Here is a 14,085-nt window from a genome sequence, read left to right as displayed (position 1 = left end):
GCTCATCGCTTTCGGACTTGTTACGGCAGCCGGCGCATCGTCGAAGTCGCGATAACCTCACTCGACCTTGTGATGTTCTCACCCAAGACGGCCAAACGCCCTCTTCGGGGTGGACGACGTCAGATCGGCGTACCGGACCCGTGTTCGGCGCCGTGCATGCGGCTTCTGGCCCAGGGAAAGCCTGGCCTGCCTCAGCGTCGACCCCAACCACATCGGCGCCACCCTCCGTATCGACCTCCCTCGGCACGACGGCGCCGAGCACCTACGCCCGCACGAGAATAATGGTGTCGGGAGCCGGGAACCGGCTGGCGATGAGGGAGACTCAAACCATCCGCTACAGGGTCAGCGAGCGTCCTGGCCCAGGTCATTCGTACGATCATTCGGCTGAAAACCAAGCGTTTGAGCGGCGTTGTCATGTAGCCATCCCACCCCAAGGGAATTGAAAGGGTATGAAGAAAACGACCACTCAGCGGAGCACCACTCCCACGGCACCTACCCGCAGTCCGAGGCCCAAGAAAGACGGCGGGAGATACCGCCGTCGTCCTATGTCCGGTTATTGTTCTTACTGGTCGGACGCCGGGACCGTACCGGCCGCTGACACAAGCGGTCCCAGCATCAGGCTTCCTGGGGTGAATGCCTCACCGCATTCCGCACACGACACCACCGGTTTCAGGTCGGCCCCGCAACTGTGTCGGTAGGAGGCACGGGGTGTCTCGTCGCGCATCCATGTACTGCTCCACGCTGCGAGTGAAATGAGGATGGGCGCGACTTCGGCCCCGGAAGTTGTGAGGTGGTACTCGTAGCGCGGGGGGCGCTCGGAGTACTGGACGCGCTCGATCACGCCGTGGCTTTCGAGTGTGCGCAGCCGGCCCGTCAGGATGTCGCGGGACGCGCCGGTATTACGCGCGATCTGATCGAACCGGTGAACGCCCAAGGACATCTCGCGAAGCGCCAGCAGCGCCCACCGCTCCCCGAGCACGTCGAGCCCCGCCGCGATGAAACACGCCCTGGGCGCATCTACTGCCTTATCGGTCGGCCGATTCATCGCTCACCTGCTTTCGGTACTTTCTTCAAGTATACAAGTCAGTGGGAAAATCAAACTCACCCGGCTACTCTGATGCTCTGAGGTCACGACAACCGCGTCGCCGCCTTTCTGAGATCAGGAGAATCCATGCCACTGCTATCTGGCGCCGTCGTCCTCGTTACCGGTGCAAATGGAGGCCTGGGCCGCGAGCTCGTGGAGCAGGCCCTCGCCCGGGGTGCTGCGAAGGTGTACGCGACGGCCCGCCGCCCGGAAGAGTGGAACGACTCCCGGGTCGTCCCCCTCGCCCTCGATGTCACCAACCCTGACTCGATCCGGGCCGCCGTTACCCAGGCCCAGGACGTCACCGTTCTGATCAACAACGCCGGCATGAGCGTCGAATCGGACACGTTCTTGGCACTCCCCGACGAGAAGATCCGTGAGGTCATGGAGACCAACTTCTTCGGACCGGTCGCCTTGACCAGGGCATTCGCGCCGGTGCTCGCGGCCAGCGGGACATCAGCGGTCCTCAACATCCACTCGGTGCTCAGCTGGATCGCACTCACCGGCGCCTACAGCGCATCAAAGGCCGCGCTGTGGTCGGCGACCAACTCCTTCCGCGTGGAACTGGCCCCCCAAGGCACGCAGGTCACGGGCGTTCACCTCGGCTACATGGACACAGCCATGGCCAAGGGCGTGAATGCCCCGAAGATCTCCCCGAGGAAGTCGCGCGGAAGTCGTTCAATGGGCTCGAGCAGGGTGAGTACGAGGTCATCGTGGACGAAATCAGCGCTGGCGTGAAGCGCGGCCTGTCTGGTTCGATCTCGGATCTGTACCCGACCCTGGCAGCCAACACACCGGTATGACCGCGACAAACCCTAAAGGCCTGCAGAGCTCTAAGGAGGAAACCCCGGTGACAATCAACACCTCGGCGCAACGCTCGGAAACCTTCACCTGGATTGATCCGGCAGTCGCGCTCGAACAGCTGCCACGGCTGTCGGGTCTGGACTACTTTTCCGGCCTCCGCGATGGCAGCATTGCGCCGCCGCCGATCGCTTCCCTCATGAATTTCGATCTCGTCGATGCGAGGTACGGACACGTCGAGTTCCAGTGCTGGCCGGGAGGAGCGCACTACAACCCCCTCGGAATGGTGCACGGCGGCCTGGCCTGCACGCTCCTCGATACGGTACTCGGCTGCGCAGCACATAGTACCTTGGAAGCAGGGATCGGCTACACCTCTATCGATCTGGCGGTCAAGTACCTGCGACCTATCACGCTTCACAGGGGTGCTCTGCGCGCAGAGGGGTCAGTCGTAAAAGCCGGCTCGCGGGTGATCTTCACCGAAGGCCGCCTCAGCACCGCCGACGGAGAACTACTCGCCACCGCCACGAGCACGCTGCTCATCTTCCCCCACCAACCGGGCGCTCTGACAACATGACTGATACCGGCACCGCCGTTGCCCTGACACCTGCCGCTCAGGATCGCGCCTTGCCCCCGGCCCCCCTTTCGGGAATGCCCGCGTTGAGCCGCTTCGGCATGCCCTTGGGGCTCGCCGGCCTTGGCGGTGGCTGGTCCGCCGCGAGGAGCTCTCTCGGGTCCCCGATGTGGCCGGAGGAAATCCTCTACGGGGCAGCCAGCTCGCTGTGGCTGATCCTGACCGCCGCCTACGTGTTTCGGGGCCTTCGCCGGAAAAGAGCATTCCGGGCCGACCTGCGACACGAAGTGGCGGGGCCTTTCGCGTCCTTCATCCCGCTAGTGGGGATCCTGCTTTCGTCCCACTACAGCCAGTATCTGCCGCCATGGGGCGCCTGGCTGTGCGTGGGTTTCATTGCCGCCCTTGCCATCGTCGCCGCCCAGCTCCTCGCCCACTGGGTCACCGGCGGGGTCTCCATGCAGTCCATCCATCCCGGCTACCTGCTGCCCGTCGTGCCCGGATTCTTCGTTGCCAGCATCGGATTCTCAAGCATCCACGCCCGTGATGCAGCCACGGCCGCGTTTGGCATTGGCGCGTTCTTCTGGCTGGTCGTAGGAACCGTGGTCACTGTCCGGCTGATGACCGGCGGCGAGCTGACAGCAGCAGCCAAGACCGGATTGTCCGCGTACCTGGCTGCGCCTGCAACGGCCAACATTGCCTGGATGCTGTCACATCCAGGCCCTGTGGGGGCCGTCCAGCTTGGCCTAACAGGCGTTCTGGTGATCATGGCACTGACGCAGGTCATGCTTCTCCCCGAGTACCGCAAGCTTCCCTTCACGCAGATGTTTTGGGTGTTCACCTTTCCCGTTGGTGCCACCGCGAACTATTCCATCCGCTGGCTTGCAACAACCGACCTCCCCGGCCGGTAAATTTACGCGTGGACGATTCTCGGCCTCGCAACGGCCTTCACGTTGGTCATTGCCGCTCGCACCGTCCCAACAGCCATCGCCCTAAGTCACGGAGACTTGCCACACCACAGAGCACAGAAGTGCGGTGAAGCTCCTGCTTCCTGAAACCGGCCGCTTTCGAAACGGGCAGATGGACCGAAGTTTCGGGGCCGGCGCAGATATGTTGTGACTGTAACTTCGTTTGGCGGTTAAATCGCAGCCTTACCTGGCCAACCATTGCCGATAAGGTCTGGACCGCAGGGCCTCCGGGCCGAGGGCTAAGGACCTGCTTCGTCTGGCGCTCTCCCTCGTCCTCCGAAAACGGCCTGAGCGCATGCTGTTCGCGCCCGATGCCATCGAACGCAACGGCAGCTACAACCTTTACTTCTGCCTCTCAGGCGGAAGCGAGGGAGTTGCCCGCTCCGACCGTACGGAAGGGCCCTTCGGCACCGCGGTGCGGCTCCCGGCAACGGGAATCGATCCGGCCGTCTTCGTCGATGACCACGGCGCCGCCTACTACGACTGGGGCCAGATTCATGCCCACGGCGCCCCGCTGAACGATGACATGATGTCTCTCGACGTCGCTTCGCAACGCAGTCCGCTGCTCACTGAAGAAGAGCACTTCTTCAGTGAAGGCTCCTCGATGAGAAGGATCGGCGACACCTACTACCTCGCCGGTATCGCCGCCGCCTTTGTGTAGAACCGATCGAAATCGGCGACGACGGGTCAATCGCCGAGGTGCCAATGACCTCGCAAGGGGCAGGAGCGGCATTCGAGAGCGGCGGACGAATCGATGATCCGCGCTTGCGAGCTCGGTCGGGGAAACAACAAGGTGTGGGTTGTGATGGATGATCGCTTCGTTAGTAGGGAAGAATGCAGTGGCTACGCCCTGTGGCTGTCGCATTCGGGCCGTGCCATAAACACTCAAAAGGCATACCAGCTGCGGCTGTCGCGGTTCCATGCTCGTGCCGGACCAGCGGCGGCTGCGCAGATCCTCCAGGTGGCCCGCCATGCCACCCCGGCCTGGCGCGGGTCTTTGGATGCCGGGTCCGATGCGGCTGGGGGGAGTGCGCCGGGCCCGGCTGTTCTGGCTTCTCGGGTCGCGGCACCTTCAACTCCAGGACACTCGCAGTCTTCCCCGCGCACCTTGGGATATGCGCGGATGTCGGCACGGACGGTGACCCAGTAGTACCCAGATTGGAGGGGATGACTGCAAGGTTCCTCTAGGCAAACTTTCCTCGCGAACTACTGCCGGATCTTCCACCTGAGCTGCTGGCTAAGGCCTTTGCCGCCTAGAGAGTCAGCGTCCGGTCGATGACGTGGGCTGCCGTGTCGTGCAGGTTCTGGTTGCTGGCGCGCGCTAAGGTGCGCAACCCTCGGAAGGCCTCGTCCATATCGACCCCCGGGTGTAGGCAAAGACGCCCTTGGCCTGTTCGATGAGGACGCGGCTGTTCAGGGCGCGTTGCAAATGATCGTTGACCAGGGCTGATTCCCGGATGCTGCGCTCCTGCAGAATGCTGATAGTGGCCACGTCTGCCAGCGCCTGGCCGATGGCAACATCCTCCTGGGTCAGGGTGCCCGGATGTTCACCGAAGAGGCCCATGGCCCCGATGGTCCTGCCTTGAACACGGAGCGGCACCGCGTGCACCGAACGGAAGCCCTGTGAGAGGGCGGCCGCCTCGAATTCTGGCCAGTGTCCGCTCATGGCGGGGATGTCTTCCACGACCACGAGTGTTCCTGTCCGGTAGCACTCAACGCAGGGCCCGGAGCCAGCCTCCAGTTGAAGTATCTCCACCAGTTGGCTTCGTTCGCTGGCGGAGGCCAGGACCTGCAGCTGGCCGTGCGGATCAGCCAGAAGCAAGCCAGCAGCGGCGGCATCAAGAAGATCGACTGCTGCCTCGACGAGCGCATGGAGCCAATCCAGCACGTCGTAGTCAGCGACCAGCGTGTTCGTGATTCTTACGAAGGCCGCGCTGACGCGCTCGGCGCGGCTTGTCGTCACCATGTGGCCATATTACTGCAGACCACGATTGCCGTCTCTGTCATTCTGCGGGGCAAAATTCAGGCTTCCCTGCAGCACCGCGTCAGCCGTTTCCCGTAGTGACAGCGCATTGGCGAATGCGTGTGCGCGCATCAGCAGCAGGGCGTCTGCAACGGAAGTCCCTGATTGTGCCAGGACCATTCCCGTTGCCTGGTGGATTTCCCGTCTGGACAACAGTGCCGTTTCCACTGCGGGGTCCGTGTCCGGCGAGTTCACCAACAGAACCCGCCGCAACAGATGCCATGCCGTCTGGGCGGCGAGCACCGATGCGGTCGCGCGATCGGCTTCGCTCAGGCTGCCCGGTTTCGTGTGGTGGAGTTCGACGACTCCCAGATCCAAAGCGCCCACGGTCAGCGGGAAGACAAACAGCGCCGCGGCTTCGGTCTCCAGGATTGCTTTACTAAAAACCGGCCACGAGTATGGGTGGGCGTCGCGAACATCAGGGACCATAACCGCGAGCCTTGTGTGGCGCGCTTCCCACCGTGGACCTTCGCCCAGATCAAACTGCAGTTCATCAAGCCGGGCCGCCAGCTTATCGCTTGCGCATACTAAGGTCTCCGACGCCGCTCCCCCGAACATGGACACGGCGGCACCGCTCACAGGCAGCTGCCTCAGAAACGGCGTACACAGGTCAGCGTCACCCCGGGCGCCCACTCTAGCGGTGGAATCAACCATGGAACACGCCTTGGCGGAACGGGAATGGCTCCTCGGCGGCGTGTGCAGCATCCATGGTGAGCCTCAGATCCCGAATCATCCTTTGTGGCAGAATCCGGTTGCGCGCGGAACCGGAACAGTTGCTCTTCACAGCTAAGAATAGACCGATCATGCCCGGGTTTGCAGGTCGGGGCGCCCGAGCAGACCCGTTCAGTGCATCGCAGCGCGCCGCACAGAGGCGCGGCCCCTGCAGAGCATCGGACGCCGGAGAGTCCCGCCACGGCGCTCCCACCGGCCGACGGTTAAACACGCCAAGCTGCACAGACTTCAGGTCAGATCGGCGCGAAACCACACGCAGCCCGTCCCCTGCGTGCCCGGGGTGGTGCGTGACGGCCACACCATTGGCTCTGCCGGGCACGCAGAGGTGAGGATCACGCACGCATCATCACCGGCCAGCCTTACGAAGGGCCTGCGGCGGGCTGGGGTTCCGCCTGGGTTTCAGCAGGCTCATCCGCCGCCGGCCCAGCTCCGGTGATCTGCAAATCATTATCTCCGCTGCCGCAGCCGAGAACAGAGATAGCACGACCACCGTGAGCACCTAGCTGCGGACCCTGGGTGCCATCTACAGAGCGCATCCGCACGGAGCTCTAGGTGGCCCGATCATGGCGACAGGGCGGCGGAAATCAGCCCCGCGCCGGTCCCCGAATGGTAGCTAGTCACCGCGCTGTAGGGCGGGCTCTAAGCTCGGGGTCGCCGCGGCGCCGACCGCTATCGGACCGTTTGGGCTCTTCAGAGCCTGCGCCGGGAAAAGATCCCCCGCCTTCCGCCCGTTGCGGCGGCGAAGATCCCCAGTGCGATGACGGATCCCAGGATGGCCAGCAGCCAGGTCCGGAGGTTGAAAAAACTTCCGAGCCCTCCGCCAAAGATGAGCGAACCGATCCACCCGCCGAGGATCGCACCGACAACGCCCAGGAGCAGGGTCACCAGCCACCCGCCACCCTGCCGTCCGGGAAGGATGGCCTTCGCGATGGCTCCAGCGATCAGGCCGAGAACGAGAAATCCGAGGATTCCCATGACGCACTTCTTTCTTGTCAGTCAGCTAACAGCCGGCCATCACCGGCCATACTCTGAGTATGATCAGCGTGCTTAGCATCTGACAAGCCTCGATGATTGGATGAAGGGGTAAGATGTCAGCGAGCCAGGCGGGAGCAGACCGCAGAAGAAAGACCATGAAACTTCGTGGCTGACGCCTCAATGCCCTGGCCGATCACCCCGATGCGGCCGTGGTGGATCCAGTAAAGCAGCAGGTCGTCTATAGGGCAGGGCTCCCGACGGAGGTCCGGTCGTCGTATGGGGTCGCTTGAGCTGTTGTTTAGACCCGCCGGTGGGGTTGGACGGACGGGTCGCGTGCGGCTGTGCTGGTTTCGTTGCGGATTGTGGCGGCGGACGTGGCCGGGAACAACTGAATTCAGACAATTGCCGTGTCATCGAAAACAACCAGGCAATCCGGGACCTGTTCTGCATTTTGTCCTTACCGGAATGGGCTTCGTGGTCCGCGCCGAAACCCACCGACACAGGAAGTCTCCGGGCGGCCGGAACAATGGATCTGGCCCTCATAACTCTCGACCCGGGCCTTTCGGACCTCATCGGCCTGGACGTAGCGCGCGGCCTGCGGGCACTCTCGAAGGCACCGATCTTGATGATCACCGCGTGGGCAGAACCCGGCGAAGAGATCGACGGCATGGCTGCCGGCGCCGACGCCTACCTCGCAAAGCCCGTCCGCCCCACATGCCAGGTGCACGACTCGTCCACCCTGGTGCTCGCCCTGACCTACGCCGGCGCCCTGGGGATTGCGCTCCTGATGTTCCTCGGCCAACTGGCCGCTTTCACCGCCCCGCTGGCCAGCGCCGCCAGCGCCAAACTCCTGATTCTTGCTGCCCGGGCGTCGGGGGACGGCGCCGGATGTCCCCGGCGAGGCCCACAGGCCCATCACGCCGGCGCCTTTCCGCCCCTGTCGGCGGCTGCGTTCCCTGGAAATCGGAGGCTCTCCGTGTTCGGTCCAGGGTGGACCCTGCATGGGTCGCCGCACCCAGGACTGACAGGGGAATGCATTACCGGGTCCGGCGGACTGACCTGCTGGAGGGCACCGTCCGATCCGAAGGGCGCGATCCTCGGGCGGCCATGTTCGACATCTCGGTGAGACAAGCGCTCCAACCGAGAGTCAGGCGTAAAATAGTGAGTTACCGGATCCAAGGACACCGCTTTGGAAACGAATCCGGTCCCTGGTCTCCCGCATTTTACGGGAGCCTTTTTTAATTACGGACATAGGTGGCTGACTTAGCCTGCCAACGCAACGTGATCGGCCAGTGCTGCTCGGCTACAAAGAAGTTTGCATAGTTATGCAGGAGCAAGAAATGACTGTTACTCCGACGATCCGAAGCCGCCATTCCTTCTCGGCCAGGTTCGGGCTGGTCTCGACAGTTTCCTTGGGACTGCTTGCGGGTCCTGTTGCCATGGCCGGGCCAGCCACTGCAATGCCCGATCATTCCAGAAAAGCCGATTGCACGGTCACGGCTCTCGACCCCTACGCTTCCAACCACGGCAGTGAAGCCGTGAGAGGCGATCCCCGCAACGGGAACCGCAAATCCGTGAGGGTTAGTTTCCCGTTCAGGATTCACTGCGACAAGGATGCCCAGGTTCGTTACAACCAAAGAATGTTCCAGAAGCACGACCCTTGGGACACCGAATGCCTGGGACACCGTATGGGTTTCCGGTCACGACAGAATCGTCAATGTGGAGAGGGTGACTGCCGACCCGGGGCGAGAGGTCGGTAACGGTCTACCACACCGTCAGGATCCGGGTGCAGGACGACCGGGGCGGCAACAGGAACGGGTCGTCCGATTTTGATAGGAGCAACACCGTCACCATCTGGGTCTCGAACAACCACAGATAACAGTCGGCGAGGGCTTTGCCACTGACCGGTTAGCGACTGGGAGGACGACGGCGGCACGAAAGTGCCGCCGTCGTCCTTTTTCTTCGTCCCTGCGGCTTTACAGCGAGCCGGTGGTGGACTTCCAGCTGTGGGTCTTCAGGCCACAACCGGCGAGGTCGCGGACGACGAACGCGATCCGGTTGGATTCACGCCATGCAGCAGCTCGCCCGCGTCTTCATCAACAACTACACCTCCCCCGGGATTCCAGTTCCTCCCCGGCGGACAACTCCCACCGCCGCCGGCGCCGGGGTCAACCCGTAATAAGGTCCGCTTCAGAGGACCGCGTCGAAGAATTCGTAGACCTCATTCCTTCTCCTAGTTCCTGGTATTGAAGGCGGGCGTTCCTGCGAGCTTGCCGCCGTCAACTGTGAGAACGGTGCCGGTGACGAACGACGATTGGTCCGAGCAGAGCCAGAGTGCTGCCGCAGCAACATCGCCGGGGGTGCCGATCCGGCCAAGCGGAACGCTTGCGGCTACGCGGTTCTGGGCGGCTTGGCCCGCCGCGGCGAGCCGGTCGGTGAGTATGGGCCCGGGAGCGATCGCGTTAATCCGGATTCCGTGGGCGGCGTAGTCGAGCGCAGCGACCCGGGTCAGGCCTGCAACGCCGAATTTGCTTGCCGAATAGCCGCTCAGCCCGGCGACGCCCTGTTCGCCTGCCGTGGAGGTCATGTTCACGATCGCCGCACCGCTTCCCGCAGCGAGCATGAGCTCGATTTCGTACTTCATGCACAGGAAGACTCCGCGGAGGTTCACCGCGATTGCGCTGTCGAAGTCCTCGCTGGCCCAGTCGCTCAGGGGCGCCGGAGCGCGTCCGCCGCCTGCGGCGTTGTTCACCGCAGCGTCAAGGCGTCCGAACCGCTCGCTGATCCCTGCCATCAGGTTTTTCACCGAGTCCTCATCGGTGACGTCGACGGGCATGGCCGTGGCTTGCCCGCCGGAGGATGTAAGGGTCTCGACCAGGTAGGACAAGGCGTCCCTGTCGCGTGCAGCCAGCACGACGTGCGCGCCGGAGCCTGCCAGTGTGGCCGCGATGGCGGCGCCAATGCCGCGGCTGGCCCCGGTGACGAGTGCGACCTTCCCGGACATCGGACGGGTGGGTTCGGTGGCCGTCATGTCCTGCTCCTTTGCTTGGCGTGTCTTTGAGGCCCAGCTGCCCTGACCTGGCGTGGCCAGAAGCGTCCCGGGCCTAATCCTTCAGGTCGAAGTCCAGGTCGAGGTCTTCGGCGGCGCCCAGCTCCCGCCAGGTGGACCCGACCCGGGCAGCGCCGAGAGTCGTGGCAACGGGCATCCGGTCCACGGCAACCAGCTGGTCCAGGTCAAGGCCGGTGAGCTCGGCGATGTCCCGGATGGGTGCCTGGAAGGTCCGGAACGGGCCCAGCGGCGGGACATCCTCGGTGACCCCTGGCCGGGACACGTCGGGCAGATCGGCCAGCTGCGGGGTCTGGTCCACCACGTAGCCGGTGGCTGCCAGGCCGCCCTGGTGGATGAAGGCGGCGACCTTGAAGTAACGCAGCGGGATATCCACGCCCCGGTACACCGGATCGAGGGCGCTGAAAATGGGTCCGGTGAACACCACGATGCGGCTCCGGTATTGGGCGGCGTGCTCCTGCAGGTAGGACTCGATGCCCAGCCACAGTTCCAGGCCCTGGTTGAATTTGGCGGCCCGCGGTGCGGCGTTGGTGTAGTGGAAGGTGTCTTCGTTCGCCAACTCGGCCTCGGCCACGGTGTCGCCCCAGACCGCGGAGGACCGGCGCACCAGGTGGCCGCGGTCGATGTCGTTCCGGGTGTAGACCCGCTCCCCTGTCTGCTGCTCCGCGGGAAGCCGGGGATCGAGCTTCCAAGAGATTCCCGCCCGGTCCAGGTCCATGAGCGTGCTGCCGTCGATACCCACACCGGTGACGGCCGCCAGCCGCTTATCGCGGCGCATCAGCACCGAGAAGTGCGTGTAGGGCAGCAGGACGCTTTCCACCCCGGCCAGGCCCGGCAGCGGCACGTGTTGGCCAAGGAAGTCCTCGTCGAAGCCTTTCCGGCCCGCATAGTCTTTCGCGGTGACTGTCAGGTTCTGCAGCAGCTCGTCCATGGCCGGACACTACCAGCCAAAGGTGAGAGTCCGATGAAGGCTTGGTGGACGCTGGCTACCGCAGGGGACGGCCCGCAGCCTTTCCGAAAGCTCCCCGAGAGACTCCCGCCATTCCGGTTCATCAGCGTCGTCCCCTAGCTCAGCAAGTTCGGATTCTTCTCCTGCCACCCGTGTAACGGCCTGCAGGGCGAGCCCTCGCCTGTTCGTTTAGCAGCACCCTGTCACTGGCTGGTCGTGGAAGTTGAACGTCGCATTCATCGACCCTGCCGTCGCCCCGGCGGAAGCGTGCTCGGTATAGTGCCCGCTCGCGCCGAAAGGTCAGCCCGGGTCCGCACTCCTCGTGCGGCACCGGGCTGACCTCGGGTGGGTGTGGCTGTACTACCCGCCGGTCGTGAAGCTCCAGGAGCCACCGGCGAGCGTGTTGCCGACGGCGTCCTTGATGCTTGAGGACATCGACGCGGTGTATCTCGTGCTGGCGGCCAGGGTCACGTTCGGGTTCAGTGTTGCAACCCGGGTGGTGGCGTTGTAGCTGACCGCGTAGCTGACGAGCGCCCCCGTGGCGGCGTTCCTGAGCGCGAAGGTTCCGTTGGCGACACCGCTGACGGCCTCACTGATGGTGACCGTGACGTTGGCGGTCCGGCTGACACCGGTGGCGTTGACCGCCGGTGTCCTGGAGGCCATGATTGGCCTGGGCCCGGTCGTGAAGGCCCAGGAGGACGCGGCCAGCGGGTTGCCGGCGAGGTCCGTGATGCCTGCCGTGAGGCTTGCCGTGTGCCGTTTGTCCGCAGCGAGGGTGGCTGCCGGGTTCAGCGTGGCGACCCGGGTTGCGGCCGTCCAGGTCACTGGTGCGGCCACGACGGCTCCGGCGGCGTTCTTCAGCGTGAAGCGCGCAGCGCTCAGACCCGCAATCGGCTCATTGAAGGTTGCTGTGATATTGCCCGTCTGGCTGACCGCCATGGAGTTAAGTGCCGGGGCCTTCGCCGTCACGAGGGGCGCCACCGTATCGACGGTCACGGCGAGGGAACCGGCCGACATGGTTTCGGTTCCCCCGGCCGTGGTTTCGCTGGCCGTGATCGTGTGCCGGCCGTTGCTCAGAGGCGTGGTCGGGGTCAGCGAGAAGCTGCCATTTGCCGCGACCGTTGCCGTGCCGCTGGCTGCCCCGTCCACGTACAGCGTCGCGCTCGTGGAATCAGGCAGCGCCACAGCGCCCGTGAAGGTGGGCGACGTGATGCGCGTGATGTTGTCAGTGGCGGAACTGCCGGTGTCCGAAGCGGCAGTCATGTCCGGAACCGAGGGACCCTTCGCCAGCGGCGCGGTGCAAGGGGCGGTGGGACCGCCGATCTGCCCGAACTCGAAGATCGTGTTTTCCGTCAGGAGGGCGGGATTGCGGCCGAGCCACATCCCGCGGCTTTCGGAGTTGACCGGGGTCGATGCCCTGTCCGCGTCGGAAAGACCATCGAATCCACTGACACCAGTGAGCCCCGTCCACGTCGCCGTCCAGGTCGTTAGGCCCGGCCCGTCGTACGCCAGGGTGCCGTCGTCGCCAGCGGCCGCGCTGGCCCGAAGGGTGCGCTTGCCGTTGAGGGCGAAGGACTGGTTCTTGGCCACGATGCGGGCCTGAATCTGGTCGATAGGAATCTGTCCGCCGCCGGGGGCGACAGCTGTTCCCTTCATCACCACGGTACCGGGACCGGTCTTCGTGGCCTGCTGCGTGACGCTGACATTCGCCGTGAAGGTCTCGTCCCCGACGGTGGGGGCGGTGAGAACCCGGACGACATCGCCGGTGCGGATGTCCGGTGTGACGCCGTCCCAGCAGCCTCCGCCGGGGTGGTTGACTTCCACGAGACCGTCAAAACCGGGCGTCCCGGGATCGTCCTGCGGGATGAGGTTGGACGCGGTCCCGATGACCGCACCGCCACGCAGCACCTGAACGGTGGCCACGTCGGTCCTGGCATACCCTGACGCGGAGACGAAGTCCCTGACCGGGAAAACAAGGATGGAATGCGGCGCGACCGGCACCGCGTTAATAGCGGCCGAAGCCGGCACCGCGGCGCTCTGCACCGCCAGAATGGCAAGCGCACCCGCGGCGAGACCGGCCGCCACCCGTTGACGATTTCTTTCAGATTTCATGAAAAACTCCCCTCAGAGACCCCAGACTTCACCGGGCCGAGAACGGGCCGATGATGCACACCGGTCCATGCCCGGCGTGGATGCCAGTATCAGGAAACGACCCTGCGGAAACCCTTGACAAAAATCCAGGCACCGCCAGGGCATGCGGCCCGGACGCGGCGAATTCCTCGGAGTTTCGCAGGCAATTCTCAGGAACGACCCTTAGCTTTGACACCAGGCCCACCGAGTCAGAGACTGGGCGGTCCTGCCGCTAGGAAAAGCCCCGCCTCCCCTCCAAGGCCGCGGGGCCTTTCCGCGTGAGCCCCAAGTAGGTTTCGACGGCCGCTACCCGGGGTCGAGGGACCTTGCGGGAGCATTGAGCTAAAGCCAGACCGCGGGACCCCGATCGGGTCCCCCATCCCCGCCACCTCGGCCCGAGGACCTCCATCCTGCCAGGTACCGGAGTGTTTGCGGTAGTGATGATATTGCACATAGCTCCCCTTCGAAAATCTCCAGCAGGCGGCGAACACGGGCACTGAACGGCACACCCACCTGCGGGTATGAACGTCTCACTGGGCCTGCAGCAATTGGGACAGCGGAGGGCCATGAATGCCCCCGTTGCGCCCACGACCCCATCTTCGAGCTTGCAGAGAGCCTGGTTCGCATCATCGCAGCGCCCCTGGAAGGGGTCGCGGCGGCAATCGGCCGCGCGTAGGTTGGCCCCGGTCCGGCATCCTTTGTCCCGCACTCAACCACTGATGACGGCGCCCGCTCAGCCTCGGATCGGCGCACAAGCAGCTTTCCAAGGGACCGCGCAGGGCTCTCGG

General features: G+C 64.4%; 12 protein-coding genes. 5 read left to right on the top strand and 7 right to left on the bottom strand.

All coding sequences use genetic code 11. From position 1 onward, the window contains the following. Nucleotides 1–562: 562 nt before the first annotated feature. The gene (locus ABFP37_RS19115) at nucleotides 563–1,045 is read right to left on the bottom strand and encodes a helix-turn-helix domain-containing protein (RefSeq protein WP_347034575.1); all 483 of its coding nucleotides are present in this window, start codon (nucleotides 1,043–1,045) and stop codon (nucleotides 563–565) included. Between the two features lie 126 nt (nucleotides 1,046–1,171). Here ABFP37_RS19115 and ABFP37_RS19110 point away from each other — a divergent pair, with 126 nt between their 5' ends. The 4 genes from ABFP37_RS19110 to ABFP37_RS19095 all read left to right on the top strand — a co-directional run bounded on the left by ABFP37_RS19110 (nucleotide 1,172) and on the right by ABFP37_RS19095 (nucleotide 4,082). Then, nucleotides 1,172–1,822: an SDR family oxidoreductase gene (locus tag ABFP37_RS19110; RefSeq protein ID WP_313902467.1), complete on the top strand. Its 651-nt coding sequence runs from the start codon at nucleotides 1,172–1,174 to the stop codon at nucleotides 1,820–1,822. A 112-nt stretch (nucleotides 1,823–1,934) separates the two neighbouring features. Further along, a complete protein-coding gene (locus tag ABFP37_RS19105; protein WP_347034574.1) occupies nucleotides 1,935–2,459 on the top strand; it encodes a PaaI family thioesterase in 525 nt (174 codons plus the stop codon). A 74-nt stretch (nucleotides 2,460–2,533) separates the two neighbouring features. Next, nucleotides 2,534–3,364, top strand: coding sequence for a TDT family transporter (locus tag ABFP37_RS19100; RefSeq protein ID WP_185982287.1), 831 nt, complete (start codon nucleotides 2,534–2,536; stop codon nucleotides 3,362–3,364). A gap of 352 nt (nucleotides 3,365–3,716) precedes the next feature. Next, nucleotides 3,717–4,082, top strand: a complete 366-nt coding sequence (locus ABFP37_RS19095) for a family 43 glycosylhydrolase (RefSeq protein WP_347034572.1) — start codon at nucleotides 3,717–3,719, stop codon at nucleotides 4,080–4,082. Nucleotides 4,083–4,742: 660 nt separating this feature from the next. On the opposite strand, the gene ABFP37_RS19090 is transcribed toward ABFP37_RS19095, so the two are convergent. The 3 genes from ABFP37_RS19090 to ABFP37_RS19080 all read right to left on the bottom strand — a co-directional run bounded on the left by ABFP37_RS19090 (nucleotide 4,743) and on the right by ABFP37_RS19080 (nucleotide 7,151). After that, nucleotides 4,743–5,387 carry a GAF domain-containing protein gene (locus tag ABFP37_RS19090; RefSeq protein WP_347034571.1) on the bottom strand — a complete coding sequence of 215 codons (645 nt, stop codon included), beginning with the start codon at nucleotides 5,385–5,387 and terminating at the stop codon, nucleotides 4,743–4,745. Nucleotides 5,388–5,396: 9 nt separating this feature from the next. Beyond that, a complete protein-coding gene (locus ABFP37_RS19085; RefSeq protein ID WP_347034570.1) occupies nucleotides 5,397–6,098 on the bottom strand; it encodes a GAF and ANTAR domain-containing protein in 702 nt (233 codons plus the stop codon). Between the two features lie 768 nt (nucleotides 6,099–6,866). Beyond that, on the bottom strand, nucleotides 6,867–7,151 hold the full coding sequence (locus ABFP37_RS19080; RefSeq protein WP_078029516.1) for a GlsB/YeaQ/YmgE family stress response membrane protein: 285 nt from the start codon (nucleotides 7,149–7,151) through the stop codon (nucleotides 6,867–6,869). Nucleotides 7,152–7,461: 310 nt separating this feature from the next. Here ABFP37_RS19080 and ABFP37_RS19075 point away from each other — a divergent pair, with 310 nt between their 5' ends. Beyond that, a complete protein-coding gene (locus ABFP37_RS19075; protein WP_347034569.1) occupies nucleotides 7,462–8,277 on the top strand; it encodes a response regulator in 816 nt (271 codons plus the stop codon). A 1,107-nt stretch (nucleotides 8,278–9,384) separates the two neighbouring features. On the opposite strand, the gene ABFP37_RS19070 is transcribed toward ABFP37_RS19075, so the two are convergent. The 3 genes from ABFP37_RS19070 to ABFP37_RS19060 form a co-directional block, all read right to left on the bottom strand. Next, nucleotides 9,385–10,182: an SDR family NAD(P)-dependent oxidoreductase gene (locus ABFP37_RS19070; RefSeq protein ID WP_347034568.1), complete on the bottom strand. Its 798-nt coding sequence runs from the start codon at nucleotides 10,180–10,182 to the stop codon at nucleotides 9,385–9,387. Between the two features lie 73 nt (nucleotides 10,183–10,255). Beyond that, complete coding sequence (locus ABFP37_RS19065) at nucleotides 10,256–11,149, bottom strand: DNA/RNA non-specific endonuclease (protein WP_347034567.1); 894 nt, start codon at nucleotides 11,147–11,149, stop codon at nucleotides 10,256–10,258. Nucleotides 11,150–11,527: 378 nt separating this feature from the next. Next, nucleotides 11,528–13,279 (bottom strand): Ig-like domain-containing protein, encoded by a 1,752-nt coding sequence (locus ABFP37_RS19060; protein WP_347034565.1) that lies wholly within the window; start codon nucleotides 13,277–13,279, stop codon nucleotides 11,528–11,530. Nucleotides 13,280–14,085: the final 806 nt, after the last annotated feature.

The sequence above is a fragment of the Burkholderia sp. RS01 genome (assembly GCF_039748055.1).
Classification (GTDB): Bacteria; Actinomycetota; Actinomycetes; order Actinomycetales; family Micrococcaceae; genus Arthrobacter.
The sequence above is the reverse complement of the archived record's forward strand: the minus strand, read 5'-3'. Positions and strand labels throughout refer to the sequence as shown.